Annotated in this window: 22 protein-coding genes; 14 read left to right on the top strand and 8 right to left on the bottom strand. The window is 67.4% G+C overall.

What is annotated here, in order from left to right; genetic code table 11:
• Positions 1–2 precede the first annotated feature (2 nt).
• On the bottom strand, positions 3–1991 hold the full coding sequence (gene mnmG / locus ACSQ3N_RS00470; protein ID WP_436145331.1) for a tRNA uridine-5-carboxymethylaminomethyl(34) synthesis enzyme MnmG: 1989 nt from the start codon (positions 1989–1991) through the stop codon (positions 3–5).
• A 161-nt stretch (positions 1992–2152) separates the two neighbouring features.
• On the opposite strand from mnmG, the gene ACSQ3N_RS00465 reads away from it, so the two are divergent.
• The 9 genes from ACSQ3N_RS00465 to gstA all read left to right on the top strand — a co-directional run bounded on the left by ACSQ3N_RS00465 (position 2153) and on the right by gstA (position 8327).
• Positions 2153–2746 (top strand): Crp/Fnr family transcriptional regulator, encoded by a 594-nt coding sequence (locus ACSQ3N_RS00465; RefSeq protein ID WP_436145330.1) that lies wholly within the window; start codon positions 2153–2155, stop codon positions 2744–2746.
• A gap of 61 nt (positions 2747–2807) precedes the next feature.
• Complete coding sequence (locus ACSQ3N_RS00460; protein WP_436145329.1) at positions 2808–3371, top strand: anthrone oxygenase family protein; 564 nt, start codon at positions 2808–2810, stop codon at positions 3369–3371.
• Positions 3372–3440: 69 nt separating this feature from the next.
• A complete protein-coding gene (locus ACSQ3N_RS00455; protein ID WP_436145328.1) occupies positions 3441–4049 on the top strand; it encodes an NADPH-dependent FMN reductase in 609 nt (202 codons plus the stop codon).
• Positions 4050–4128: 79 nt separating this feature from the next.
• Positions 4129–4404, top strand: a complete 276-nt coding sequence (locus ACSQ3N_RS00450) for a YkgJ family cysteine cluster protein (RefSeq protein ID WP_436145327.1) — start codon at positions 4129–4131, stop codon at positions 4402–4404.
• 213 nt (positions 4405–4617) lie between these two features.
• On the top strand, positions 4618–5526 hold the full coding sequence (locus tag ACSQ3N_RS00445; RefSeq protein WP_436145326.1) for an RNA polymerase sigma-70 factor: 909 nt from the start codon (positions 4618–4620) through the stop codon (positions 5524–5526).
• 194 nt (positions 5527–5720) lie between these two features.
• Positions 5721–6185, top strand: a complete 465-nt coding sequence (locus ACSQ3N_RS00440) for a carboxymuconolactone decarboxylase family protein (protein WP_056171631.1) — start codon at positions 5721–5723, stop codon at positions 6183–6185.
• Between the two features lie 59 nt (positions 6186–6244).
• Positions 6245–6685 carry a GNAT family N-acetyltransferase gene (locus tag ACSQ3N_RS00435; RefSeq protein WP_436145325.1) on the top strand — a complete coding sequence of 147 codons (441 nt, stop codon included), beginning with the start codon at positions 6245–6247 and terminating at the stop codon, positions 6683–6685.
• 146 nt (positions 6686–6831) lie between these two features.
• Positions 6832–7602, top strand: a complete 771-nt coding sequence (locus ACSQ3N_RS00430) for a class II aldolase/adducin family protein (RefSeq protein WP_436145324.1) — start codon at positions 6832–6834, stop codon at positions 7600–7602.
• A 116-nt stretch (positions 7603–7718) separates the two neighbouring features.
• Positions 7719–8327 carry a glutathione transferase GstA gene (gene gstA, locus ACSQ3N_RS00425; RefSeq protein WP_056171625.1) on the top strand — a complete coding sequence of 203 codons (609 nt, stop codon included), beginning with the start codon at positions 7719–7721 and terminating at the stop codon, positions 8325–8327.
• A gap of 170 nt (positions 8328–8497) precedes the next feature.
• Here gstA and ACSQ3N_RS00420 read toward each other — a convergent pair whose 3' ends face one another.
• The 4 genes from ACSQ3N_RS00420 to ACSQ3N_RS00405 form a co-directional block, all read right to left on the bottom strand.
• Entirely contained in the window at positions 8498–9409 is a 912-nt protein-coding gene (locus ACSQ3N_RS00420) for an ABC transporter permease subunit (protein WP_156372151.1), read from the bottom strand.
• The gene (locus ACSQ3N_RS00415; RefSeq protein WP_056171623.1) at positions 9402–10235 is read right to left on the bottom strand and encodes a taurine ABC transporter ATP-binding protein; all 834 of its coding nucleotides are present in this window, start codon (positions 10233–10235) and stop codon (positions 9402–9404) included. The genes ACSQ3N_RS00420 and ACSQ3N_RS00415 overlap by 8 nt, the downstream gene beginning before the upstream one ends.
• Positions 10225–11244, bottom strand: a complete 1020-nt coding sequence (tauA, locus tag ACSQ3N_RS00410; protein WP_436145323.1) for a taurine ABC transporter substrate-binding protein — start codon at positions 11242–11244, stop codon at positions 10225–10227. The genes ACSQ3N_RS00415 and tauA overlap by 11 nt, the downstream gene beginning before the upstream one ends.
• Positions 11245–11433: 189 nt before the next feature.
• Positions 11434–12696, bottom strand: coding sequence for a YbfB/YjiJ family MFS transporter (locus ACSQ3N_RS00405; RefSeq protein ID WP_056171621.1), 1263 nt, complete (start codon positions 12694–12696; stop codon positions 11434–11436).
• A gap of 210 nt (positions 12697–12906) precedes the next feature.
• Between ACSQ3N_RS00405 and ACSQ3N_RS00400 the strand changes: the two genes are divergently transcribed.
• On the top strand, positions 12907–14010 hold the full coding sequence (locus ACSQ3N_RS00400; RefSeq protein WP_436145322.1) for an alkene reductase: 1104 nt from the start codon (positions 12907–12909) through the stop codon (positions 14008–14010).
• Positions 14011–14234: 224 nt separating this feature from the next.
• Here the strand turns inward: ACSQ3N_RS00400 and ACSQ3N_RS00395 are convergent, their stop codons facing one another.
• The 3 genes from ACSQ3N_RS00395 to ACSQ3N_RS00385 all read right to left on the bottom strand — a co-directional run bounded on the left by ACSQ3N_RS00395 (position 14235) and on the right by ACSQ3N_RS00385 (position 19137).
• On the bottom strand, positions 14235–14813 hold the full coding sequence (locus tag ACSQ3N_RS00395; RefSeq protein WP_056171618.1) for a hemerythrin domain-containing protein: 579 nt from the start codon (positions 14811–14813) through the stop codon (positions 14235–14237).
• Between the two features lie 232 nt (positions 14814–15045).
• On the bottom strand, positions 15046–16725 hold the full coding sequence (locus ACSQ3N_RS00390) for a methyl-accepting chemotaxis protein (protein ID WP_436145321.1): 1680 nt from the start codon (positions 16723–16725) through the stop codon (positions 15046–15048).
• 111 nt (positions 16726–16836) lie between these two features.
• Complete coding sequence (locus tag ACSQ3N_RS00385; RefSeq protein WP_436145320.1) at positions 16837–19137, bottom strand: heavy metal translocating P-type ATPase; 2301 nt, start codon at positions 19135–19137, stop codon at positions 16837–16839.
• Between the two features lie 259 nt (positions 19138–19396).
• On the opposite strand from ACSQ3N_RS00385, the gene ACSQ3N_RS00380 reads away from it, so the two are divergent.
• The 4 genes from ACSQ3N_RS00380 (at position 19397) to ACSQ3N_RS00365 (ending at position 23245) form a co-directional block, all read left to right on the top strand.
• Positions 19397–20506, top strand: a complete 1110-nt coding sequence (locus tag ACSQ3N_RS00380) for a flavodoxin family protein (protein WP_436127266.1) — start codon at positions 19397–19399, stop codon at positions 20504–20506.
• 217 nt (positions 20507–20723) lie between these two features.
• A complete protein-coding gene (locus ACSQ3N_RS00375) occupies positions 20724–20954 on the top strand; it encodes a heavy-metal-associated domain-containing protein (RefSeq protein WP_056171610.1) in 231 nt (76 codons plus the stop codon).
• The gene (gene cueR, locus ACSQ3N_RS00370) at positions 20951–21439 is read left to right on the top strand and encodes a Cu(I)-responsive transcriptional regulator (protein ID WP_436145319.1); all 489 of its coding nucleotides are present in this window, start codon (positions 20951–20953) and stop codon (positions 21437–21439) included. The genes ACSQ3N_RS00375 and cueR overlap by 4 nt, the downstream gene beginning before the upstream one ends.
• A 177-nt stretch (positions 21440–21616) precedes the next feature.
• On the top strand, positions 21617–23245 hold the full coding sequence (locus ACSQ3N_RS00365; RefSeq protein WP_056171608.1) for an ATP-binding protein: 1629 nt from the start codon (positions 21617–21619) through the stop codon (positions 23243–23245).
• Positions 23246–23346 lie beyond the last annotated feature (101 nt).

Genomic DNA, 23346 nt, shown 5'->3' with positions numbered 1-23346 from the left:
CGTCATGCCGCCACTTCGCCTTCTGCCTTGGCCGGAGCGACAGCAAACTCCTTGAAGCCGCCCTTCTTCAAATGGACCATCAACAGCGATATCGTGGCCGGTGTGATGCCGGTAATGCGCGACGCATGCCCCAGCGTCTCGGGCCGGTGGCGGCTGAGCACCTGGCGGGCCTCGAAGCTCAGGGCCGTGACTTGCAAGTAGTCCAGGTCGGGCGGCAGGCGCAGCTTCTCGAAGTGCGCGGCACGCTCCACCTCGTCCCGCTGGCGGTCGATGTAGCCGGCGTACTTGGCGGCAATCTCCACCTGTTCCAGCACCGACTCGGCCAACGCACCCAGTGTTTCACGTGAAACATCGGCCGAAGCATGCTTACCGCCATCCAGCGACATCAGGTTGGCGTAGTTCACATCGGGGCGGCGCAGCAACTCGAACAGGTTGTACTCATGCTCGATGCTCTTGCCCAGCACGCGCTCCGATTCGGCCGCGGGCAGGCTGCGTGGGTTCACCCAGGTGGACTTGAGGCGTTCTGTTTCACGTGAAACAGCATCGCGCTTGCGGCTGAACGCATCCCAGCGCGCATCGTCCACCAAGCCCATGCGGCGCCCTGCTTCGGTCAGGCGCATGTCTGCGTTGTCCTCACGCAGCTGCAGTCGGAACTCGGCCCGGCTGGTGAACATACGGTACGGCTCGGTCACACCCTTGGTGATCAGGTCGTCCACCAGCACGCCCAGGTACGCCTCGTCGCGGCCAGGCAGCCAGGGCGCATCGCCACGGCACTGCAGCGCCGCGTTGATACCGGCAAACAGGCCCTGCGCAGCCGCCTCTTCGTAGCCGGTGGTGCCGTTGATTTGTCCCGCAAAGAACAAACCCTGGATCTGCCGCGTCTCAAAGCTGCTCTTGAGCGAGCGCGGGTCAAAGTAGTCGTATTCGATGGCGTAGCCCGGGCGCAGGATGTGCGCGTTCTCCAGCCCCGGCATGCTGCGCACCAGCTCGTACTGGATGTCGAACGGCAGGCTGGTGGAGATGCCGTTGGGGTAGAACTCGTGGGTCGTCAGGCCTTCGGGCTCCAGGAAGATCTGGTGGCTGTCCTTGTCGGCAAAGCGGTTGATCTTGTCTTCCACGCTCGGGCAGTAGCGCGGGCCCACGCCCTCGATCTTGCCGGTGAACATGGGGCTGCGGTCGAAGCCGCTGCGGATGATCTCGTGCGTGCGCTCGTTGGTGTGCGTCACCCAGCACGGCATCTGGCGCGGGTGCATGGCGGCACCACCGTGCGCATGCGCCATGAAGCTGAACACCGGCACGGTGCCCTCGTTCACGCCACCGGGCATGCCGTCACCGGGCTGCTCCGCGCACTTCGAAAAGTCGATGCTGCGCCCATCCAGCCGCGGGGGCGTGCCGGTCTTGAGGCGACCCTGGGGCAGCTTCAGCTCCTTGAGGCGTGCGGACAGCGACACCGCGGGCGGGTCCCCTGCCCGGCCAGCTGCGTAGTTGTTCAGACCCACATGGATCTTGCCGTCCAGGAAGGTGCCGGCCGTGAGCACCACTGTGCGCGACCGGAAGCGGATACCCACCTGCGTTACGGCGCCCACCACCCGGTCGCCCTCCACCATCAGGTCATCCACCGCCTGCTGGAAGAGCCACAGGTTGGGCTGGTTCTCCAGCATGCGGCGGATGGCGGCCTTGTACAAAATACGGTCGGCCTGGGCCCGGGTGGCACGCACGGCCGGGCCCTTGGAGCTGTTGAGGATGCGGAACTGGATGCCGCCCTCGTCCGTGGCCAGCGCCATCGCACCGCCCAATGCGTCCACTTCCTTGACCAGATGCCCCTTGCCGATGCCGCCAATGCTCGGGTTGCAGCTCATCTGCCCCAGCGTCTCGATGTTGTGCGTGAGCAGCAGCGTCTTGCTGCCCATGCGCGCGGCGGCCAGCGCAGCCTCGGTGCCTGCATGGCCACCGCCGACAACGATCACATCAAATTCCTGGGGGTACAACATGGGACAACTCCGGGGCCTGGTGGGCCCGATAATGAAAACCCGGGGTGCTGCTGCAGCCGCTGACTGGCAGGCGCGCAGCCCCTCGGCCCGCCTCCGCAGCTTGGGCACAACGGCCCCGGCGCCCGGCGGGTAACCCGCGATTTTCCCACTTTGCGCTGGCCGTGTCTGTTTCTACGCCCCTTACCCTGTTCCTGACCCAGTTGCTGGGCTCTGCGCCACCACCTGTTCTGGACTGGTGGGCCAGCGCTCAGCGCCTGCAATTGCAGCGCGGGCAACCGCTGCTTCAGGCAGGTGATCACTGGCGGCACCTGTGGTGGGTGGAGCGCGGAGCCCTGCGCCTGTACTACCTGGACAGCAAAGGAGCGGAGTCCAACAAGAACTTCTTCCTGGATGGCAGCATGCTCTGGCCTGTCACCCCCTGGCTGCGCGAAACACCGGCAATGTTTCACGTGGAACCAATGGAAGACGCCACCGTGCTGTGGGCCCTGCCCTGGCCGACCGCAGACAGGCCGGCCGCCACTTGGCCCGCGTGGACAAGCCTGGAACACCGCACGCTTTGCGCCCTGCTGGACGGCAAGATGCAGCGCGAGCAGGAGTTCTTGCAACTCGGCGCCCGCCAGCGCTACGAGAAGCTGGTGCGCGAGCGTCCCCAGTGGGCCGACCGCATTCCCCTGCGGCACCTGGCCTCGTACCTGGGCATGACGGACGTCACCCTGTCGCGGGTGCGCAGCGAGCTGGGGCTTATTAAAGGTTAAGGCGCTGGATGCCGAACGTTGCGAGAGTGGGCAACTCGCCACTCCCTCGCACCCTCAGACCATGCCCAACCCCCATCCCACATTCGCCAACTCCGTCCCCTCTCCGCTCGCACTCGCACCCCATGCCCTGACCGTACTGTGGTTGGGCCTCATGGCCGGGTTCTTCGGCACCTACAGCGCCAACGTCAACATGGCGCTGCTGCAGATGGACGGTGCCACCTACGCCACCGTGCAGTCGGCCCTCAACCGCAATGTGCGGCATGCGCTGTTCTTCACCCTCTTCTTCGGCCCGCCCGTATGGTGTGCACTGGCCCTGCTCGCGGCTTGGCGGGAGCACCGGGCGGGCTGGTGGCGCGGGCTCGCACTGGTGGGGGCGGCCTATGTGTTGGGCATCGTGTTCTTCACCCAGCAGGTGAACCTGCCGCTGAACCACACCACCGAATCCTGGAACCCCCAGGCGCTGCCGGCCGACTGGGCGGGCGTGCGCGACCGGTGGAACGCCGCCAACCTCTGGCGCGCGGGGCTCAGCCTGGCGGCGTTTGCCGCCGCGCTGGGTACGCTGGTGTGGCGCAGCGCGACGCGGACCCGGCCTGGGCTGCATGCGGCAACCACGCACGACCGCTAAGGCACGCCCGCGCCTTGGCAGTGTCTTGCAGTATTCCTGCTGCACGCCTGTGCTCCAATCGCAGGCACCATGCCCCAGACTACCCCCTCTCTCCTCATCTTCGCCGGCAGCACCCGCCAGCAGTCCTTCAACCGCAAGCTGGCCCACGCCACCGCAGCCATCGCGCGCGATGCCGGTGCCACCGTCACGCTGCTGGAGCTGTCGGACTTCGACATCCCGCTGTACAACGCCGACCTCGAAGCCCAGGGCACGCCGGCCGACGTGATCCGGCTCAAGGAAGTGCTGTGGCAACACCCGGCCTGGGTGATCTGCTCGCCCGAGTACAACGGCAGCTACACCGCCCTGCTCAAGAACACCATCGACTGGGCCTCCAGCCCCGTCAAGGGTAACCCCGACTGGGAAGACGGCGGCAAGTCCTTCCGCGGCAAGGTGGTGGGCATGCTCAGCGCGTCGCCCGGCGCACTGGGCGGCCTGCGCTCGCAAAGCCACCTGGCCCCGCTGCTCATCAACGCCGAATGCTGGCTGGCGCCCAAGGCGTTTGCACTGGGTTCGGCCGGCACTGCCTTTGACGAGGCGGGCGCACTGGTGCAGCCCGCCCACCGCGACCGCGTGCGGGGTGTGGTGGAGCAGGTGCTGTGGGCATCCAGCCGCCTGCATGGCGACAGCGCCGCGCAGTGAACGCAAAAATTCCGTTAAAAATGGGCGCTACCGCTTGCCCATCCAGCGCTAGCAGCTATATAAACAATAGCAAACAGCCGTGAACTGCCGCCCCGGCTGCGGCGCCTGCTGCACCGCACCTTCCATCAGCTCTCCCATCCCGGGCATGCCGCAGGGCAAGCCCGCCGGGGTGCGGTGCGCGCAGCTGGGCGCGGGCGAGCGCTGCCTCATTTTTGGGCAGCCCGAGCGCCCCGCGGTGTGCGGCGGGCTCATGCCATCGGCCGAGATGTGCGGCGCCAGCACCGCATCGGCCTTCGTGTACCTGGAGCGGCTGGAGCGGCTGACCCAGCCGGGCGCGGCGCCGTTCCGGCCTTGAGCTGCAACGGGCCACCACACCGGTGTCACGCGCTGCGGCTTACGATCAAAACCGGCCCTACCGCTCATCTGGCAAGCGCAACCAGCTATCAAAACAGGAGCAAACTCCTCCAAGCTGTCACACACCGGCAGTCTCCTCCGTCTGGTCCATATGGCCAGACAACGCGCAGCGGCGGTTGATCTGCTCCACCACCCCCAGACCAGGCACCAGCCCATGACCCCCGCAGCCCCCCCAGCCCCCTCCGGCGCTTGCGCCACCGACCCCTTCACCACCTTGCGCCCCCGCCTCTTCGGCATTGCCTACCGCATGCTCGGCGTGCGCGCCGATGCCGAAGACGTGCTGCAGGACGCCTGGCTGCGTTGGAGCCGCACCGACCCCGCCGCCCTGCAGTCCGCAGAAGCCTGGCTGGTCACGGTGGTCACGCGCCTGTCCATCGACCGGCTGCGCGCGCTCAAGGCCGAGCGCGAGGCCTATGTGGGCTGGTGGCTGCCAGAGCCGCTGGTGGAGCTGGACGGTGCGCACACGCCCGAGTCGGCCGCCGAGCTGGCGGGCGAGCTGTCGGTGGCGTTCATGTACGTGCTGGAGCGCCTGGGGCCCGAGGAGCGCGCCGCCTTTTTGCTGCGCCAGGTGTTCGACTACGACTACCCCGAGATCGCGGCCCAGCTGGGCAAGACCGAGGCCAGCTGCCGGCAGATGGTGCACCGCGCGAGCGAACGCGTGCAGCAGGCGCGCACCCGCTTCGAGGTGCCGCGCAACGTGCACCACCAGCTGCTGCAGCACTTCATGCTGGCCGCGCGAAGCGGCGACCGCAACGCCATCGAAACGCTGCTCAGCGAAGACGCCCAGCTCATCGGCGACGGTGGTGGCAAGGTGCCGTCGTTCCCCAAGCCGCTGGTCGGCCCCTTCCGCATCGCCAACCTGTACTGGGCCCTGTTCCGCCGCCTGGGCACGCAGGTGGTCTACCGCATGGCTCTCATCAACGGCGAGCCGGGGCTGCTGCGCTACCTGGACGGCCAGCTCGAATCGGCACAGGCCTTCGTGACCGACGGCGAGCGCATCGTGGCGATCTACGCGATCCGCAACCCGGACAAGCTCGCGGGCATCCCGCTCTCGCTGGACTGACACGGCTACGGGGCTGGGCGTGGTGGTGGTGACGTGGTGACGTGGATGGAGGTGGAGTGGAGGCAGCGAAAAAATCACCGCCCGCTGTCACACCGGACAACACGCGCACGTCTTGAAAGGTATGGAATGCGATGGCCCGTGCCTCGCACCCACCGCCCTTTCATTTCAACCACAGCGCAACCCAGGAGTCTTCCATGTCCCAGCACACCGCCCGCCTGCCCTACCACCAGCTCTCGTCCAAGGCCTTCATGGGCCTGGTCAACGTGTCGGAAACCATCAAGAAGGGCGCCCTGGGCGCGCGCCTGGCAGAGCTCGTGTTCCTGCGCGTCTCGCAAATCAACGGCTGCGCCTACTGCATGGACATGCACTGGAACTTCCTCGTCAAGGATGGCATGGAACCGCGCCACCTGAACGCCGTGGCCGGCTGGCGCGAGGCACCGTTCTTCAACGACCGCGAGCGCGCCGCGTTCCGCTGGGCCGAGATCCTCACCGCCACGCCGCACAGCGACGCGAGCGACGAAGAGTTCGACAAGCTCAAAGCCGTTTTCACCGACGCAGAGATCTCGGACCTGGGCTTTGCCATCGCCGTGATGAACGCGTGGAACCTGCTCAACGCGGGCATGCGCAGCCCCATCCCGACCCAGCCTGTGGGGGTTTAAGGCCGGCCGGGAACTCCAGGCGGCCTGGTCCGACTGCATGCCGTTCGTATACTTTTCGCATGCACACCCTGCGCGTCACCACCCACGCGGACGAGCTCGATACCGCGCTCATCCACCGCTTCCTGTCAGAGCAGTCCACCTGGGCGCGGGGCATTCCCCTGGCCACGCTGCAGCGCGCCATGGAGCACTCGCTGTGCTTCGGCGGATTCCTGGGCCCGTCGCAGGTCGCCTTTGCGCGGGTGATCTCGGACTACGCCACTTTCGCCAACCTGGTCGACGTGTTCGTGCTGCCCGAGCACCGCGGCCACGGCCACAGCAAGGTGCTGATGCAGCACGTCATGGCCCACCCCCGCCTGCAGGGCCTGCGCCGCTTCACCCTGGCCACGGGCGACGCGCATGGCCTGTATGCGGGCTTCGGGTTCACCGCGCCGCTGAAGCCCCAGTCGCTGATGGAGCGGTACTTTCCGTCAATCTACGCGGACGGCCCTGCGGCCTGCTGAAGCCCGCCTGTCTGCCGGCCTGCCCGGCGGGCCTCCGGCTGGGGCCCATAGCCCTTTCTGCGGCTTGTGTAGCCTGCCTGACAGCGCCACGCGGCGGGGCGGCCTACAGTGGGCGTTTCAGTCCACAACATCCGGAGACACGCCCCATGATCGCCACCCCCTCCCTGCAAGAAAGCGTCAGTCCCGAAGAATGGCAGCTGCGCTGCGACCTGGCCGCGTGCTACCGGCTCGTGAGCCTCTACGGCTGGAGCGATCTCGTCTTCACCCACATCAGCGCCAAGCTGCCCGAGTCGGTCTCGGGCCCCGAGCACCAGTTCCTCATCAACCCCTACGGCCTGATGTTCGAGGAGATCACCGCGTCGAGCCTGATCAAGGTGGACATGCAGTGCAACAAGCTGCACGACTCGCCCTTCCCCGTGAACCCCGCGGGCTTCGTGATCCACAGCGCCGTGCACGAGGCCCGGCCCGACGCCGGCTGCGTGCTGCACACCCACACCCGCGCGGGCGTGGCGGTCAGCGCGCAAAAGGGCGGCGTGCTGCCCATCAGCCAGCAGAGCACGTTCGTGCTGGGCTCGCTGGCGTACCACGAGTACGAGGGCGTGGCCTTTCGCGACGAGGAAAAGCCGCGCCTGCAGGCCGACCTGGGCGAGGCCAACTTCCTCATGCTGCGCAACCACGGGCTGCTCACGGTGGGCAAGACGATTGCCGATGCGTTTCTGTCGATGTACACCTTCGAGAACACCTGCCGCATCCAGATCGATGCGCAGGCCGGCGGCGATCTCACGGCCGTGAACCCGCAGATCGTGAGCGGCGTGGCGCAGGCCATGCGTGTGCAGACCGGGGGCCTGGGCGGCGCGTTTGCGTGGCCTGCGCTGCTGCGCAAAGTGCAGCGCGAGGCGCCCGGCTACGACAGCTGAGGCTTGTGCAGGGGGCGTCCCACAACGCCGCACACCCCAAGACGACGGCCAGGGTCACGCGCAAGGCATAGGATGCGGGGCTTTTCGTCACTTTTTCTCAGAAGGACCTTTTCATCATGAAGCTGTACTACTCCCCCGGCGCCTGCTCGCTGTCCCCCCACATCGCCCTGCACGAAGCAGGCCTGGCCTTCACACCGGTGCTGGCCAGCACCAAGAGCCACAAGCTGCAGGACGGCACCGACTACTACAGCATCAACCCGCTGGGCTATGTGCCCATGCTGGAGCTGGACGACGGCACGCGCCTGCGCGAAGGCCCGGCCATCGTGCAGTACATCGCCGACCAGGTGCCCCTGAAGATGCTGGCGCCCACCAACGGCTCGCTGCAGCGCTACCGCCTGCAGGAATGGCTGACCTTCATCGGCACCGAAATCCACAAGGGCTTCAGCCCCCTGTTCAACCCCGCCACGCCTGAGGAATACAAGACCATGGCGCGCGAGAAGCTGCTGCAGCGCCTGCAGTGGGTGGACAGCCAGCTGGCCGACAAGCAGTACCTGATGGGCGACCAGTTCACCGTGGCCGACGGTTATCTGTTCACCGTGACCAACTGGGCCAAGCCGACCAACGTGGATATTTCCGCTCTAACGAACCTGGCCGCCTACCGTGACCGCGTGGCCGCCCGCCCTGCGGTGCAGGAGGCCATGAAGGCCGAAGGCTTGTTGAAGTAATAAGCTCCCCCTGAGGCGCTGCGCGCCTTCCCCCTCTCTCGACTCGCTGCGCGATTCGGGAGGGGGACGCACCCAGCGCGGCGGGGCGGCCCTTGCGCAAGTGCACTGGCCTTGGGCCGCGCCAGTTTCATGCGCTGTGGCGGGCCACAGTTCCGAGACTGACTCAAAGACTAACGCCCCTTCCAGGGCACGAAGCGCTGCTCCAGCCAGCGCATGAACCAGTCGAAGGTCCACGCCACCAGGCCGATGACCAGGATGCCCATCACCACCACATCGGTGCGCAAGAAGTTGGAGGCATTGAGCACCATCTGCCCCAGCCCCACGGTGGCTGCCACCATCTCGGCGGCCACGAGCGTGGTCCACCCGAAGCCGATGGCGATGCGCAGGCCCACCATGATCTCGGGCAGCGCAGCGGGCACGATGACGTGCCGCACCAGCTGCCATCGGCCCGCGCCCAGCGACAGGGCGGCGTTGATCTGCTCCACGCTCGCGCTGCGCACGCCGGCCTTGGCGGCCAGCGCGATGGGGGCAAAGCAGGCCAGGTAGATCAGCAAAATCTTGGACGCCTCGTCGATGCCCAGCCAGATCACGATCAGCGGCAGGTAGGCCAGCGGCGGCAGCGGGCGGTAGAACTCGATGGGCGGGTCGAACACGCCGCGCGCCACGCGGCTCACGCCCATGGCGATGCCCACCGGCACGGCTGTGACAGCCGCCAAGGCGAACGCACCGAACACGCGGATCGCGCTCCACTGCAGGTGCTTCCACAGCGGCTCACCGCCCTGGATGTTGCCGCGCCAGGCATCGCCCAACGCGCGCAGCACGGCATCGGGTGCGGGCAGGAACAGGGGCGGCACCCAGGCCAGGTGCGTGGCCAGCCACCACAGCGCCACCAGCGCGACCACACACACGGCGCTGATGCCGCGGCTCGGTCCGCTGCCGGGCAGACGGAACGGCGCCACGGCACGCAGCGAGGACGCTACGTGTGCAACGTGCGGCGCGGCAGGTGCATCGGACACGGCCGCACCAGGCGCATCGCGTCCAATGCCCGGCACCACCAGGATCTGGCTCATGGCATCAGGCATGCGCAGGCTCCGCATTTGCCACCACGCCGGGCGCGATCCAGTCCAGCACGCGTTCGCGCCAGGCGATGAACTGCGCGTCCGACTTCACGGCGCGCGCAGCCCGGCCACCCAGGTATTCGGTGTTGAACGCCAGCGCATGCTGCTGCGCGATGCGGCCGGGGCGCGGTGTCATCACGATGAGGCGCGAGGCCAGGAACAGCGCCTCCTCCACATCGTGGGTGATGAAGAAAATCGTCTTGCCCGTGCGCTGCCACAGCTGCAGCACCAGCTCCTGCAGCGACTCGCGGGTGAACGCGTCGAGCGCGCCCAGCGGCTCGTCCATGAGCAGCACGTCGGGGTCGCTGGCCAGGGCGCGGGCAATGCCCACGCGCTGCTGCATGCCGCCCGACAGCTGCCACACGGGCGCGTCGGCAAAGGCCTCCAGGCCCACCAGGGCCAGCTTCTCGATAGCCAATCGACGCCGCTCTGCGCGCGGCACACCGCGCAGGCGCAGGCCGAGTGCCACGTTGTCGACCACGTTGAGCCAGGGCATCAGCGCATGCTTCTGGAACACCACGCCGCGCTCCGCGCCAGGCCCGGTCACCGCGCGGCCGTTCAGCGTGATGCTGCCGGACGACGCCTCGGTAAAGCCCGCGATGCAGTTGAGCAGCGTGGTCTTGCCGCAGCCCGATGCGCCCAACGCCACCACGAGTTCGCCGCGCGCGATGTCAAGGTCCACGTCCTGCAGCGCAAGCACCGGCGACGCATGTCGCGCACCGGCATAGCGCACGTTCAGGCCCCGTATCTGCAGGCCTTGTTCTGCGCCATCGCCGTGGCTACTTGGCACGCCGCACCCAGGCGGGGTTCACGCCGACGGAGTAGTCGGGCAGCACGTTCTGGATGGTGCCCTGCTCCTTCAAAAAGGCCGCGGTAGCCGCCAGCGACTTGGCCACGCCCGAGTCCTTGCCGCCACCCAGCCACTGGTTCGATGCCTGCTCGGCGGGCGGCACAAAGGCGTACAGCGCCAGGCTGGCCGGCACGGTGGGCGCCTCGGCCCCGCTCCACTTGGCGACGGACTTGACCTCGGCCGACTCGGCGGTCCAGGCAGCCTTGTGGCCGGTGTAGGCCTTGTCGGCATCGGCCAGCACCTGCACGAACTGCGCGAGGAAGCCGTCATGCTCCTTGGCAAAGGCCTTGGTCACGGCCAGGCCGTCGAACGTCGCCTTGCCGGTCTTGGCCGCGATCTGGCCCGACGTGATGATCACCTTGCCGTTGGTCTTGGCCTTGGCCAGCACCGGGTCCCACACAAAGGTCGCGTCGATGTCGCCGCGCCCCCAGGCCGCCAAGATCTCGGGCGGGCGCAGGTTCACGATCTGCACGCTCTTGGGGTCCACGCCCGCGTCCTGCAGCGCCACCAGCGCGTGGAAGTGCGTGGTCGACACAAAGGGCAGGCCGATCTTCTTGCCCTTCAGGTCCGCCAGCGTGTTCACGCCCGAGCCGTTGCGCGCCACCAGGGCCTCGGCATCGTTGATGTTGTCCAGCACCCAGAAAACCTCGATGGGCACGCCCTGCGAGATGGCCGATGCGAAGGGCGACGAGCCCGCCTCGCCGATGTGGATGGCGCCGGAGGCCAGCGCGCGCACCACCTCGGCGCCGCTGCCCAGCTTGCGGTAGGTGACCTTGTAGCCCGTGCGCTTTTCGACCTCGCGCGTTTCCTGTGCATGGCGCCACGGCACGACCATGTCCTGGTAGCCGATGACCACCTCGCGGGTCTGCGCCAGGGCACTGAAGCCCAATACCGTGCCTACCAGCAAGGCCGCGGCCTGGATGCTTTTTCTGCGTGTTGTCGTTGCCATGGGGGGAATGTCCTCTCGGGATGCGTCGGATGCGGCCACGGTGCGGCGCGGGTCCGCCCATGGCATGAGAGAAAAATTCTAGGCAGCGGGCCGTTGGCGGCTTGCACTGGTTTCGCACTTGGATATGCGAAAACCAACTAACCGCCAGCGCGGCATCTGTGCAGGGTCCTGCTCGCCCCACACCCCCGGTCAGCCGCCTGCGCCAGACCCCGCCAGCGGCCTTTGCCGCGACGCCACCAGCGCCCCCGCCCAGAGCGCACAGGCCGAGAACACCAGCCCGCGCGCCAGGCCGCCCGGGCCGTCGGCGATCCAGCCGACCACCGTGGGCCCGACGATCTGCCCGGCCGCGAACACGATGGTGAACGCGCTGATGCCGCTGGCCCACAGCACCTGGGGCAGGTTGTGGCGCACCAGCGCCGTGGTGGATGCGACCACCGACAGGAACACCCCGCCGAACAGCAAGCCCGATCCCAGCACCACCGGCCACGCGGACGTGAGCGCCGGCAGCACCGTGGCCACGCCCAGCAGGCCGTTGAGCAGCGCCAGCGCCTGCCCGCCCCGGCTGCGGTCCAGCAGGCCCGCCCAGATGCGCGAGGACAGCAGCACGGCCAGCCCCAGCAGCGCATAGAACCAGGTCACCGCGGTGCCGCTGGCGCCCTGCTCGCGCAGCAGCGCCACCACAAAGGTCATGTAGCCGATGTAGCCCACGCCAAACAGGCCGTAGCCCAGCAGCGCAGGCCCCAGGGCCCGCCAGCTCACCCGGGCGGGCGGATGTTGCAGGTTGAACGGCGTGGCAGGCGCTGCCGGTGCGGCCAGGGCCTGCAGGCGGCGCGCGGGCCACAGCAACACCGCGGTGGCACCGGCGCAGGCAACGGCCAGCGCCCACCAGGCCCACGTCCAGGCATGCGGCCCGGGCGCGGCCGCCAGCACTGCAGGCACCAGCAGCGCCGACAGGCTGATGCCCCAGCCCGTGCCGCCGTAGTACAGCCCCAGCAGCAGCCCTTCGCGCCCCGTCGCATGCGCACCCAGGCGCGCCGCCAGCAAACCACCGGCAATGAACACCAGCGCGCTGGCCCCACCGGCCAGCAGGCGCTGCACCAGCAGCGGCACCGCATCCACAAAAAAGCCGCTGAGCCCCATGAACACTGACGCCAGCACGGCGCCCGCCACCAGCACCTTGCCCGGCGCCACGCGCTGCAGCAGCCACGGTGTGGCCAGCGCGCCCAGCAGGTAGCCCAGCGCATTCACCGTGTTCATGGCCCCGGCCAGCGTGTAGGTCCAGCCCAGGTCCTCGCGCATGGGGGGCAGCAACAGCGCATACGCAAAGCGTGTGATGCCCAGCGACACCGCAGCGCCCATGGAGAGCGCCACCGCCAGCCACAGCGCGGGCAACGTGGCAGGCAACGTGGCCAAGGGCCGGACCGCGCCGGGCGGTGCAGGGTGGGAGGGCATGGCGTGCAATTTTGCCGCAGCCGCCTTTCGCGCGCTGGCCGGGCAGCGCCACGGCCCGCAGCGGGGCCGCTGGGACCAATAGCACAAAACCAGAGCCCTTGTTGACGCCAGTGCGCTGCACGTTTTGCGCTGCAGCATTAACCTTCGGCCTTCGACCGATGGCCCCTGCCGACGTTTTCAACCAACGCTTTATCTGGAAGTTTTCATCCCATGCCATTCCTGTCCGACCCCGTCCAAGCCGGTGACCTGCAACTGGCCAACCGCGTCGCCATGGCGCCGCTCACGCGCAACCGCTCGCCCAATGCCGTGCCCACTGACCTCGTGGCCACCTACTACACGCAGCGCGCCAGCGCCGGTCTGATCATTTCCGAGGCCACCGCCATCTCGCACCAGGGCCAGGGCTATGCCGACGTACCGGGCCTGTACGCGCCCGATCAGATCGCGGGCTGGAAGAAGGTCACCGAGTCCGTGCATGCCGCGGGCGGCAAGATCGTGGTGCAGTTGTGGCACGTGGGCCGCGTCTCGCACACCGACCTGCAGCCCGGCAACGCCGCACCCGTCGCACCGTCGGCCATCCAGGCCAAGACCAAGACCGTGCTGATCAAGGACGGCGTGCCCACCTTCACCGAAACATCGGTGCCCCGCGCGCTGGAGCTGTCCGAGCTGCCCGGCATCGTCGATGACTACCGCCGCGCCGCGCGTGCCGCCATCGACGCGGGCTTTGACGGTGTGGAAGTGCACGCCGCCAACGGCTACCTGATCGACCAGTTCCTCAAGACCGGTGCCAACCAGCGCACCGACGCGTACGGCGGCAGCATCGAGAACCGCGCCCGCCTGCTGCTCGAAGTGGTCAACGCCATCACCGCAGAGATCGGCGCCGGCCGCACCGGCATCCGCCTGTCGCCCGTCACGCCCGCCAACGACGTGGTGGACGCCGACCCGCAGCCGTTGTTCGACTACGTGGTGCGCCAGCTGGGCCCGCTGGGCCTGTCGTACATCCACGTGATCGAAGGCGCCACGGGCGGCCCGCGCGACATTCCGGACCGCCCCTTCGACTACACCGCGCTCAAGGCCGCATACCGCACAGCCGGCGGCCAGGGCGCGTGGATGGTGAACAACGCCTACGACAAGGCCCTGGCCGAAACGGCGCTGGCGAACGGCGCGGACATCGTGGCCTTCGGCCGCCCGTTCATCGCCAACCCGGACCTGGTGCAGCGCCTGCAAAAGGACGCGCCGCTGAACGAGGTGAACCGCGCCACGCTGTACGGCGGCGGTGCGGAGGGGTACACGGACTACCCTGCGCTGGCTGCTTGAGCGTGACACCGTCCGATCAATCCCAACCTTCGGATCGTTCCGCAAGCTGGCCCATCCCCCACCGTTCGGGCTGAGCTTGTCGAAGCCTTGCGCCGCGCTTCGACCAGCTCAGCGTGAACGGTGTGGGGGAGATCGACGGTCAAGGTTGTAGACACAGCCCACACTCCAGACACGGAAGGCTGTGAACGTCTGGGCACTGCGCTCGCCCTGTGCCCACCGCTCGCTCAACCCAGCCCGATCGGGCTCGGCGCCCGCATCACGATGCGGGTGAACAGGCGGTCATACGACGGGTCCCGCGCCGGGCCGTGCGCCAGCGGGTTGGCATTGCCTGCAAACGCGGCGTCGATGGCGGCCCAGTCGGCCTCCTCCAGACACTTCTGCGCGGCCGGCAGCACCACGGCCTCCTCCAGCCGCATGTGCTCCAGGTAAAAGCCGATATACCTGCGCAGCGCCTGTGCAAACACCTCGCGGCGCGACTCGCCCATCAGCTCCCAACCCAGCAGCAGGTGCTGCAGTTCGCGCACCGCTGCCTCGCCCCCTGCGTGTTCACGCTCCAGTTGTGCAATGGCGGCAGCGGCATCGGGCGAGCGTTCGGCCACCTTGGGGAACAGCCATTGCGATTCCTTGGGGTGGTGCTGGCGCTCGGGAAACTCGTCGATGTAGAACAGCATCGCGCGCATCACGTCGAAGAACGCGGCGGGTGCGTCGCCCGGCCCCTGGTCGAGCAACAGGCGCAGTGAATGCAGCACCGCCGCCAGCGACGCATGCTCTTCGCGAATGGTGCGCAGGCTGATGGACGGCATGGCAACTCTCCCGGGTGGACAACACAACAACAGCCCGAGAATGGCATGCAGCCGCGCCGCGGCGCATGACGCAGGTCAAACACTCCGCAACCAGCCACGCCACCGGCTCGGCAGCCGAGGCCGAAGCCAGAACGAAAGCGCTGGTGCGGCCCGCCCATGAAAAAAGCCCTGCAAGCTAAGAAAGCCTGCAGGGCCTGTGTGCCCGTGGCGCGGGCGGCGTCAGCGCGCTATATCAACGGGTGAGCAGTGCCCGGCCCGATGCACCGCCGGCCAGCGCCTGCCGCTGCTGCGCCGGAGCCGCCACAGGCGCATGGTGGGCTCCATGGTGCCCCGCACCGTGCCCCATCGAATCGGCCAGGCGGAACTGCTGCACCACCTGCGACAGGCGCGCGGCCTGCTCGCGCAGCGACTCGGCAGCGGCGGCGGACTGTTCCACCAGCGCCGCGTTCTGCTGCGTCATGCGGTCGATCTCGCCCACCGACTGGTTGACCTGGCCGATGCCGGCCGACTGTTCGGACGCCGCCGCGGTGATCTCGCCGATGATGTCGCCCACGCGCTGCACGCTGGCGACGATCTCCTTCATGGCCGTGCCCGCGCCTTCCACATGGCGCACGCCGCCGTCCACGGCCGCCACGCTGTTGTTGATCAGGCCCTTGATGTCGCTGGCCGCGGCCGCGCTGCGCTGGGCCAGGCTGCGCACCTCGCTGGCCACCACCGCAAAGCCCCGGCCCTGCTCGCCCGCACGGGCGGCCTCCACCGCGGCGTTCAGCGCCAGGATGTTGGTCTGGAAGGCGATGGAGTCGATCAGGCCGATGATGTCGCCGATCTTGCGGCTGGACGCCGAGATTTCCTGCATGCTGGAGACCGCCTGCTGCACCACCGAGCCGCCGTGCGTGGCGGTGTTCGATGCCGATGCGGCGAGCTGGTTGGCCATCTGCGAGGACGACGCCGTCTGCTGCACGGTGGACGTGAGCTGCGACAGCGAGGACACGGCCTCCTGTGCATTGCTGGCGGTCTGCTCGGTGCGCTGCGACAGGTCCTGGTTGCCCGTGGCGATCTCCTGGCTGGCCGTGGCGATGTTGCCGCTGGCATCACGCACCTGCGCCACCAGCGACCCCAGGCCCTGCTGCATCTCGCGCAGTGCGCGCTGCAGGTCGGCCACTTCGTCCTTGCCTTCGGCCTCGATCTTCTGCGACAGGTCGCCGCCCGCAATCGCCTGCGCCATGCGGCGGGCTTCTTCGAGCGGGTTGCAGATGGAGTTCATGTTCATGAGCGTGGTCGGCACCACCACCACCACGGTGATGAGCACCGCCAGCACGAAGAGCCACTTGGTCTCGCTCGATACGCGCGCCTGCTGCGCAATGGCCGTGTCCACATCGGCGCGCAGCACGGTGTCGAGCTCGCTCACGAGCGTGTCGGCCTGGTCGAACTCGGCCACGGCCTTGCCGCTCATTCGGTTGGCGATGGTGGCGGTGTCGTAGCCGCTGGCTTCGAGCTGGCGGGCCACGTGCCCGAAGAGATCGCGGTAGCTGTCCAGCTTGGCGATGACCTTGCGCACCACCACGTTGTCCGCGTCTTCCTCGCCTTCCAGGAACTTCGCGGCGATCTTCTTGGCCTTCTCCTGGCTGGCCAGCCACTTGGCGTGCGCGGCCTTCACGGCCTCGGTCTTTTCATAGCCGATGATCATGTCCTTTTCGTGCTGGCGGATGGCCCCCATCTCGCCGCGCAACTCGGCCATGTAGCCCACCTTGGCGAACGAGTTGTCCACGAAGTCCTGGCTCATGTCGTGGATGCGGAACATGCCCAGCATGCCTGCGCCACCGAGCAGGCCCAGCAGGCCCAGGACCACCGCAATGGCCCCCAGCATGCGCATTCGGATGGTGAACTGCCGCATGAACGAAAAGAGATTCATGATGTGTCGTCCTTGTATCGGTATGGAGAAGCCGCGAGCCGCGCCCCCGCGCTGCTCTGCAACAAAAAGTTGCAGTTTGCCAGACATCGATGACCGTGCTGTACGTATTTATCACATGCGCCACCGCTTCAGTAAGAGGGCATTCGCCATCACACTGACCGAGCTCAAGGCCATGGCCGCGCCGGCGACCACCGGGCTCAGATAACCCAGCGCCGCCAGGGGGATACCGGCCACGTTGTAAGCAAAGGCCCAGAACAGGTTCTGGCGGATCTTCATCACCGTGCGGTGCGATATGTCCAGCGCCGCCGCCACCAGCCGGGGGTCTCCGCGCATCAGGGTGATGCCGGCTGCATGCATGGCCACATCGGTGCCGTTGCCCATGGCCATGCCCACATCGGCTGCGGCCAACGCCGGTGCGTCGTTCACACCATCTCCCACCATAGCCACTGTCTTGCCGCCCGCCTGCAAAGCCACGACCTGCGCCGCCTTGTCCCCCGGCAACACCTCGGCCATCACCTCACCCGCCGCGGGGTCTAGGCCCAGCCGCCGGGCCATGGCTTCGGCCGCGCCCCGGTTGTCGCCCGAGATCATCACGGTGCGGATGCCCCGCGCCTTCAGTTGCGCCAGCGCTTCCCGCGCGCCGGGCTTGGGTTCGTCGCCAAAGGCCATCACGGCGCGCAGCACCAGGCCCCCTGCTCCGTGTGTGCCTTCTGCGCCCTGTGTACTGCGCTGGGCCACGGCCGACACGCTGGCGCCTTCGGCCTGCAATGCCTGGGCGCGCGCGGCCAGCGGACCCAGGTCAATGCCCAGCTCCTGCATCCAGCGCAGGCTGCCCACCAGGTAGCTCGCCCCCTGCACCTCACCCTCCGTGCCGCGGCCGGGCACGGCGCGCACGGCATCGGGCTGCGCCATGGGCAGGTCGCGCGCCCGGGCAGCGGCCACCACGGCGCGGGCCAGCGGGTGCTCGCTGCCGCTTTGCACCGCGGCCACGGCCGCCAGGACAACGCTTTCGTCCTGCCCCGCCACCACCTCGAACGCGGTGAGGCGCGGCTGCCCCACGGTGAGCGTGCCGGTCTTGTCGAAGGCCACCGTGTCCACCTTGTGCGCCAGCTCAAGCGCCTGCGCATCCTTGATGAGGATGCCGTGCTTCGCCGCCACGCCGGTGCCCGCCATGATGGCCGCGGGCGTGGCCAGGCCCAGCGCGCAGGGGCAGGCGATCACCAGCACCGCCACGGCGTGGATCAGCGCCACCTCCCCGCCCGCGCCGGCCCACAGCCAGCCCAGCAGGGTGAGCAGCGCCACGCCCAGCACCACCGGCACGAAGATGGCCGAGACCTCGTCCACCAAGCGCTGGATGGGCGCCTTGGCGGCCTGCGCGTCTTCCACCAGGCGGATGATGTGGGCCAGCACCGTCTCGGCGCCCACGGCGGTGACCGCCATCACGATGCGGCCGTCGCCGTTGATGGAGCCGCCTGTCAGGCCCGCGCCCACATCGCGCGCCACGGGCAGCGGTTCGCCGGTGAGCATGGATTCATCGACCTGCGTGTGGCCCTCGTGCACCGTGCCGTCCACCGGGATGCGCTCGCCCGGGCGCACCACCAGGCGGTCGCCCACCATCACCTCGGCCACGGGCACATCCGCCTCGCCGGCCTGGGTCAACAGGTGCACCACCTCGGGCCTGAGCGCGTGCAGCGCACGGATGGCCGCCGTGGTCTGGCGCTTGGCACGGGCCTCCAGCCACTTGCCCAGCAACACCAGCGTGATCACCACGGCCGAGGCCTCGAAGTACAGGTGCGGCACATGCCCGGGTTGCCCCGGGTGGCCCGCGGGCGCAGTGAGCCACAGCCACACCGACAGCCCCCAACCCGCGCTCGTGCCCAGCGCCACCAGCAGGTCCATGTTGCCCGCCAGCGCCTTCAGCGCATGCCAGCCGGCCTTGTAGAAGCGTGCGCCCAGAATGAACTGCACCGGCGTGGCCAGCGCGAACTGCACCCAGGCGGGCAGCATCCACTGCTGGCCGAAAAGGTCTCCCAACATGGGTACCACCAGCGGCGCCGACAGCAGCAGGCCGATGCCCACGGGCAGGAAGCCCGCCCAGGGCGACAGGTCTTCGGCAGTATCGGCCTGCCCGGCGGCACGCGGCTCGTAGCCGGCGTTGCGCACCGCGCGGCGCAGCAAGGTGTCCATGGCCGCCGCGTCTGCCGCACCGGCCGCCGCGCCCGGCGCCCAGGCCACGCGCGCGGACTCGGTGGCCAGGTTCACGGTGGCGTCCTGCACGCCGGGCACCTTGCGCAGCGCGCGCTCCACGCGCGACACGCAGCTGGCACAGGTCATGCCGCCGATGCCCAGGTCGAGCGAGTCCGTGACCGCGGCGAGGGGTGTGGGAGAGGTACCGATAGTGTTTGTCGTCATGTACTTATGAGTTCTGGGTTGCGTATGTCGCCCGCTGCCAACGCACCAGCGCGGCCGATGCCAGTGCACCCGTGGAACCGGCTGTGCCGGGCCACCGGGTGCGTCCCCTTCCCGAAGGAGAGCGGGGAAATGCGCAGCATCTCAGGGGGGTGCATGCTCTACCGTACACCTTGACATGATGGCAAGGTCAAGCGGCTCCGAGTCCTTCACGGCATGTTGTCCGATAGCACCGCCTTGCCCTGCAGCGCTCAATGGCCGCATGACGACCGGCCCCACACCCACCCAAAACACCACGCCCCCGCAACCCCGCACCGGCCAGGCCCCGCCCCCACTGGAGCGCGCCGAATTCCGCGAGCGGTTCCTGCAGGACTTCCGCGACCCGCGCTTTGCCGACGAGGCCCCCGATGCGCTCGACCGCATCGAGGCCATCGCCTGGCGCAACTACGACGAAGGCCGCAAGGCCCCGCGCACCCGCAAGGCCGGGCCGGGCTATGCCGACCCGGACTACGACCTGTCGGTGGATTGGATCGAGGCCAAGGAGCGCATCGACGCCGCCCGCACCCGCTGGGCCGACAAGGCAGCGCCAGCCCGCGCGCTGCTGGTGTGCGGATCGGCCCGCAACGACGGCACCTGCCCCGGCGAGATCTCCAAGAGCTGGCGCATGCTGAACATGGCGCGCGACGTGCTGGCGGGCGCGCAGATCGAAGTCGACCTGCTCGACCTGAGCCGCGTCACCTCCGACTACGGGCGCCACATCCATCCGTGCAAGGGCTGCGTGTCCACCGCCATGCCGCTGTGCCACTTTCCGTGCAGCTGCTACCCCAACCATGCCGAGCGCCAGACCGGCGACTGGATGAACGAGATCTACGAACGCTTCACCGCCGCGCACGGCGTGATGATCATCACCCCCGTGTACTGGTACCAGGCCCCGAGCCCGCTCAAGCTCATGATCGACCGCCTGGTCTGCGCCGACGGCGGCAACCCCGACCCCACCACCACCCACGGCAAGAAGGCCACCGAGGCCAAGGCGCTGGAGCTGGCAGGCTGGGACTACCCCAAGCACCTGGCCGGCCGCGCCTACGCGCTGGCCGTGCACGGCGACGTGGCCGGCATCGAGATGACGCGCCGGGGCCTGTCGGACTGGCTCGACTGGATGGGCTTCATCGACGCAGGCCCCAAGGCACGCCTGGACCGCTACATCGGCTACTACGAAAGCTACGCCCAAAGCCACGAGGTGCTGGACCGCGACACCGCCATGCAGGCGGAAGTGCGCGGCGCGGCCGAGGCGCTGTCCGTGGCCATCACCGAACTGCGCGCAGGCCGCCTGGTGCAGCCCGACGCCGGCGTGCGCCGCCCCCGGCCCAAGTAGTTCGTTCGAGCAAAAAAAGCCCCTACCGCTGGATGGAAGCGCGCTGGCAGCTATATTTTTAATAGCAGACAGTCCGCACAGCCGCGCCGGGCCTGCCCACAGGCCGTGGGGTCGTTGCATGGGCCTTGACCTTGCCATCGTGTGAAGGTTTACGCTGGCGTCCTGACACCTTACCGATACCCGTCGGACCACCCCCACAGGACTTCCAGGAGCCACCATGACCACGAACGACACCCCCTATGCCGCCGCCACCCAGCTCTTTGACGTGCAGGGCATGACCTGCGGCCACTGCGAGCGCGCCGTGACGCAGGCCGTGCAATCCGCCGACCCCGGCGCCACCGTGCGCATCGACCGCAGCACCGGCCGCGTGGAAGTCGGCAACGCCACCACGCCCCGCGCCGCCCTGGCCGCGGCCATCGCCGAAGAAGGCTATACCGTCGCGCCATGAGCGCCGCCACCGCCCCCCGCGCCCCGGGCCTTGCGGACAGCAGCAGCAAAGGCACTGGCAAAGCAGCCATCCCCCACGGCCGGCCCCTGACCATCGGCGAGGCCGCCCGCAGCGCGGGCATCTCGGCCCGCATGGTGCGCCACTACGAGTCCCTGGGCCTCTTGGCCGCCGTGGCCCGCACCGACAGCGGCTACCGCCAGTACACCCAGGCGGACGTGCACACCCTGCACTTCATCCGCAGAAGCCGCGACCTGGGCTTCTCGATGGAAGAGATCGCCGAGCTGCTCGCCCTGTGGCACGACCGCAGCCGCGCGAGCAGCCAGGTCAAGCGCATCGCCCAGTCCCACATCGACGACCTGAGCGAGCGCATTGCCTCGATGCAGGCCATGCAACGCAGCCTGCAGACGCTGGTGTCGTGCTGCAAGGGGAACGAGCGGCCGGATTGCCCGATCCTGGATGACCTGGCGAGGGTGGCGGAGCGTTGATGTGACCGACTGCCCCGTCCAGGTCATATTTGAGAAACAGGCAGTTGCGCCCTTGGTCGGTGCGCAAAGCTAGACTTGGGACCGTAAGGACTGCTACCCGATATAAATCGGCATGCTTCGGCCCGAAGCCTGACAGCGCTACTGAAATCTTTGAGCCCATCGTCCGCAACTGCAGTCATGCCAACGTCCGTCACCCAACTCCAACAGTGGTTGCTTGAACCCGAAGGCCAGCGCCTGGAGTTCAAGGAGGCCAAGCAACGCTACGATTTTGAAAAGCTGCTGAAGTACTGCGTTGCACTGGCCAACGAAGGTGGCGGCACCATGGTGCTGGGCGTGACAGACAAGCGACCTCGACGAATTGTCGGTTCGTTGGCCTTCGAAGCACCAGAGCGCACGGAAGCAGGTTTGCACCAACGATTGGGGCATCGCATTCCAGTCGAAGAACTCCACCTGCCCGAAGGGCGTGTAGTCATCGTGCACGTGCCTTCCCGCTTGCCAGGCACGGCATGGGAAATCGACGGCTGCTACTTCAAACGGGCCGGTGATGACCTTGCCGCATTGGGCAGTCAAGAATTGCGCGATATCTTTGCCGAGACTGGCCCAGACTTTTCTGCGCAGCCTTGTCCTGGCGCCACGCTGGCCGACCTGTCGCCTGAATCCATCGCACTTTTTCGCGATCGCTGGGCCAGAAAAAGCAATGATCCACGCAAGCGCGAGAGGAGCGACCTACAGGTTCTGCGCGACGCCGAACTGTTGGTGGAAGGCGATCAGGTGAGTTACGCAGCGCTCGTTCTGCTAGGCACACGTGCAGGACTGACGCGTTGGCTGGCTCAGGCGGAACTCGTATTCGAATACCGGTCGTCTGAAGCCGCAGGCCCGGCGGCCGACCGGGAAGAGTATCGCGCTGGATTCTTCGCCTGGCAGGACGATCTGTGGAAAAAGATCAATCTGCGCAATGACCGGCAGAGCTACCAGGACGACTTCTTTCGCATGGACCTGCCTACGTTCGCCGAAGTACCGGTTCGCGAAGCCATATTGAACGCGGTCGCCCATCGCGACTACCGTCTAGGTGGATCTATCTTCATTCGGCAATTTGCCAAGCGATTGGAAGTGGTAAGCCCCGGCGGTTTGCCTCCAGGCATCACTCCGGAAAATATCATTGATCAGCAATATCCTCGCAATCGCCGCTTGGCAGAGGCTCTGGCACGCTGCGGGCTTATCGAACGTTCAGGCCAGGGCATGAACTTGATGATGGAAAGCGCTGTGCGACAGGGCAAGCCCTTGCCAAGCTTCGCAGGCACGGCCGCGCACGAGGTACGTCTGACATTGGAAGGCGGTGTACGCAATCCGGCGTTTGTGCGGTTCATGGAACGATTGGGCGAAGAGACGTTGCGCACCTTTTCGACACTGGACTATTTGGCGCTGGAGCGACTGCATCAGGAAAAAGAACTGAGCACATCGCTCAAAGAGCGTTTGCCAAGCCTTGTGGCAGCTGGCGCGGTCGAATCGATAGGGCGTGGAAAGAACACACGGTACATCTTGTCCGAGGCGTTGTATGCATCTCTGGGATCCAAGGGAACACACACCCGCCAACGAGGCTTGGACCGCGAAACGAATAAAGCGCTTCTGATCAAGCATCTGAGCAAACAGGAGGGCCAAGGTGCGCCACTGGCAGAGCTGCGGCAAGTATTGCCGTCACTACCCGAAAGTGCTGTGCGGGAACTGTTGCGCGAGCTGCGCACAGAAGGCAACCTTATGCTGCTCGGTGAGCGCCGTTGGGCACGTTGGCATCTTGTCCAGCGCTAAATTCTCTAAAGTTTGGACATCGATTGAAAAACTTTAAGGATTCGTAATTTCTTAAAAATTCTTTCAAAAACAATAAGTTATAAAGCTTTGCTTAAAGCACC

Source organism: Acidovorax sp. LjRoot194 (genome assembly GCF_964253015.1).
GTDB lineage: Bacteria > Pseudomonadota > Gammaproteobacteria > Burkholderiales > Burkholderiaceae_C > Acidovorax.
This window is presented reverse-complemented; position numbering and strand designations above follow the sequence as displayed.

Coding starts and splice junctions, on each gene's coding strand:
- mnmG (WP_436145331.1), bottom strand. CDS start 1,991: ATGTTGTACCCCCAGGAATTTGATGTGATCGTTGTCGGCGGTGGCCAT.
- ACSQ3N_RS00460 (WP_436145329.1), top strand. CDS start 2,808: ATGCCCAACCCCCATCCCACATTCGCCAACTCCGTCCCCTCTCCGCTC.
- ACSQ3N_RS00455 (WP_436145328.1), top strand. CDS start 3,441: ATGCCCCAGACTACCCCCTCTCTCCTCATCTTCGCCGGCAGCACCCGC.
- ACSQ3N_RS00445 (WP_436145326.1), top strand. CDS start 4,618: ATGACCCCCGCAGCCCCCCCAGCCCCCTCCGGCGCTTGCGCCACCGAC.
- ACSQ3N_RS00440 (WP_056171631.1), top strand. CDS start 5,721: ATGTCCCAGCACACCGCCCGCCTGCCCTACCACCAGCTCTCGTCCAAG.
- ACSQ3N_RS00435 (WP_436145325.1), top strand. CDS start 6,245: ATGCACACCCTGCGCGTCACCACCCACGCGGACGAGCTCGATACCGCG.
- ACSQ3N_RS00430 (WP_436145324.1), top strand. CDS start 6,832: ATGATCGCCACCCCCTCCCTGCAAGAAAGCGTCAGTCCCGAAGAATGG.
- gstA (WP_056171625.1), top strand. CDS start 7,719: ATGAAGCTGTACTACTCCCCCGGCGCCTGCTCGCTGTCCCCCCACATC.
- ACSQ3N_RS00420 (WP_156372151.1), bottom strand. CDS start 9,409: ATGCCTGATGCCATGAGCCAGATCCTGGTGGTGCCGGGCATTGGACGC.
- tauA (WP_436145323.1), bottom strand. CDS start 11,244: ATGGCAACGACAACACGCAGAAAAAGCATCCAGGCCGCGGCCTTGCTG.
- ACSQ3N_RS00405 (WP_056171621.1), bottom strand. CDS start 12,696: ATGCCCTCCCACCCTGCACCGCCCGGCGCGGTCCGGCCCTTGGCCACG.
- ACSQ3N_RS00400 (WP_436145322.1), top strand. CDS start 12,907: ATGCCATTCCTGTCCGACCCCGTCCAAGCCGGTGACCTGCAACTGGCC.
- ACSQ3N_RS00395 (WP_056171618.1), bottom strand. CDS start 14,813: ATGCCGTCCATCAGCCTGCGCACCATTCGCGAAGAGCATGCGTCGCTG.
- ACSQ3N_RS00390 (WP_436145321.1), bottom strand. CDS start 16,725: ATGAATCTCTTTTCGTTCATGCGGCAGTTCACCATCCGAATGCGCATG.
- ACSQ3N_RS00385 (WP_436145320.1), bottom strand. CDS start 19,137: ATGACGACAAACACTATCGGTACCTCTCCCACACCCCTCGCCGCGGTC.
- ACSQ3N_RS00380 (WP_436127266.1), top strand. CDS start 19,397: ATGACGACCGGCCCCACACCCACCCAAAACACCACGCCCCCGCAACCC.
- ACSQ3N_RS00375 (WP_056171610.1), top strand. CDS start 20,724: ATGACCACGAACGACACCCCCTATGCCGCCGCCACCCAGCTCTTTGAC.
- cueR (WP_436145319.1), top strand. CDS start 20,951: ATGAGCGCCGCCACCGCCCCCCGCGCCCCGGGCCTTGCGGACAGCAGC.
- ACSQ3N_RS00365 (WP_056171608.1), top strand. CDS start 21,617: ATGCCAACGTCCGTCACCCAACTCCAACAGTGGTTGCTTGAACCCGAA.